The sequence below is a fragment of the Sporosarcina sp. D27 genome, assembly GCF_000586555.1.
Classification (GTDB): Bacteria; Bacillota; Bacilli; order Bacillales_A; family Planococcaceae; genus Sporosarcina.
The window spans coordinates 1-1,430 of sequence record NZ_AZUC01000003.1; the positions used below are offsets into that span (position 1 = coordinate 1).

Below are 1,430 nucleotides of genomic sequence, written 5' to 3' on the forward strand. Positions count from 1 at the left end.
CTCAAGGAGCAAGCTCCTATTGATTCGCTCGACTTGCATGTATTAGGCATGCCGCCAGCGTTCGTCCTGAGCCAGGATCAAACTCTCCATAAAAGAGAATTGATTGCTCAATTCGTACTGGCATCATTTAAGATGTCTATCAGATCGATTAAGATCTGTTTGTGTTTGTTCACCGGCAGAACCGGTTTCCCAAACGATAATTCGTTGACATTTTGCTGTTCAGTTTTCAAGGTTCATAGAGTGGAGCCTAGCGGGATCGAACCGCTGACCTCCTGCGTGCAAGGCAGGCGCTCTCCCAGCTGAGCTAAGGCCCCGTATTAAAGATAAAAATGGTCGGGAAGACAGGATTCGAACCTGCGACCCCTTGGTCCCAAACCAAGTGCTCTACCAAGCTGAGCTACTTCCCGTTCCAAAAAAATATAAAATTGGCGCGCCCGGCAGAAGTCGAATCCACAACCTTCTGATCCGTAGTCAGACGCTCTATCCAATTGAGCTACGGGCGCAAATTATTCACGAAATGAAAATGGTGCCGAGAACCGGAATCGAACCGGTACGGTAGTCACCTACCGCAGGATTTTAAGTCCTGTGCGTCTGCCAGTTCCGCCACCCCGGCAAAAAAATCAATGGAGCGGAAGACGGGATTCGAACCCGCGACCCCGACCTTGGCAAGGTCGTATTCTACCACTGAACTACTTCCGCATAAGAGATGCGGGTGAAGGGACTTGAACCCCCACGCCCGAAGGCACTAGATCCTAAGTCTAGCGCGTCTGCCAATTCCGCCACACCCGCATAATCTCTAGATAGTCTGTAATTTAATTACAGAAATGGTGAGCCATGCAGGATTCGAACCTGCGACCCTCTGATTAAAAGTCAGATGCTCTACCAACTGAGCTAATGGCTCGTACTAAGTGGTGCCGGCGAAAGGACTTGAACCCTCAACCTACTGATTACAAGTCAGTTGCTCTACCAGTTGAGCTACACCGGCACAAAGTATGGTGGAGGATGACGGGCTCGAACCGCCGACCCTCTGCTTGTAAGGCAGATGCTCTCCCAGCTGAGCTAATCCTCCATAATATCACGCATTACTGCGCTTGCCTGGCAACGTCCTACTCTCACAAGGGGAAGCCCCCTACTACCATCGGCGCTGAAGAACTTAACTTCCGTGTTCGGTATGGGAACGGGTGTGACCTCTTCGCCATCATTACCAGACAAGTGTGCTTGTCTTTTTTCAAAGACATTTTATATTATATACTACAAACTATGTAATATACAAGACATTTTTTGAAAGAACAATTTGTTCATTCAAAACTGGATAAAACCACTAATTCTAACGTTGTGAATCGATGTGAAAATCCAATTGCATTTTCATAATTTCGGTACTCAGCAAGCTGCTGAACGTTGCCGTACCCATCTTCAAACCCATCCTCTGT

The 1,430-nt window shown here is 47.9% G+C and carries 9 tRNA genes and 2 rRNA genes; all 11 read right to left on the bottom strand.

Annotated elements, in window-relative coordinates:
- Positions 1-93, bottom strand: a 16S ribosomal RNA gene (locus tag N693_RS0100015); the annotation flags it as partial.
- A 148-nt stretch (positions 94-241) separates the two neighbouring features.
- A tRNA-Ala gene (locus N693_RS0100020) sits at positions 242-314 on the bottom strand.
- Positions 315-330: 16 nt separating this feature from the next.
- Positions 331-407 (bottom strand) — tRNA-Pro (locus N693_RS0100025).
- Positions 408-426: 19 nt separating this feature from the next.
- Positions 427-503 (bottom strand) — tRNA-Arg (locus tag N693_RS0100030).
- Positions 504-524: 21 nt separating this feature from the next.
- Positions 525-613, bottom strand: a tRNA-Leu gene (locus tag N693_RS0100035).
- Positions 614-624: 11 nt separating this feature from the next.
- Positions 625-699: transfer RNA gene (locus N693_RS0100040), tRNA-Gly, on the bottom strand.
- An 8-nt stretch (positions 700-707) separates the two neighbouring features.
- A tRNA-Leu gene (locus tag N693_RS0100045) sits at positions 708-789 on the bottom strand.
- A 36-nt stretch (positions 790-825) separates the two neighbouring features.
- Positions 826-901, bottom strand: a tRNA-Lys gene (locus N693_RS0100050).
- Positions 902-909: 8 nt separating this feature from the next.
- A tRNA-Thr gene (locus N693_RS0100055) sits at positions 910-985 on the bottom strand.
- A gap of 8 nt (positions 986-993) precedes the next feature.
- Positions 994-1,069 (bottom strand) — tRNA-Val (locus tag N693_RS0100060).
- 24 nt (positions 1,070-1,093) lie between these two features.
- Positions 1,094-1,209 (bottom strand): 5S ribosomal RNA (gene rrf, locus N693_RS0100065).
- Positions 1,210-1,430: the final 221 nt, after the last annotated feature.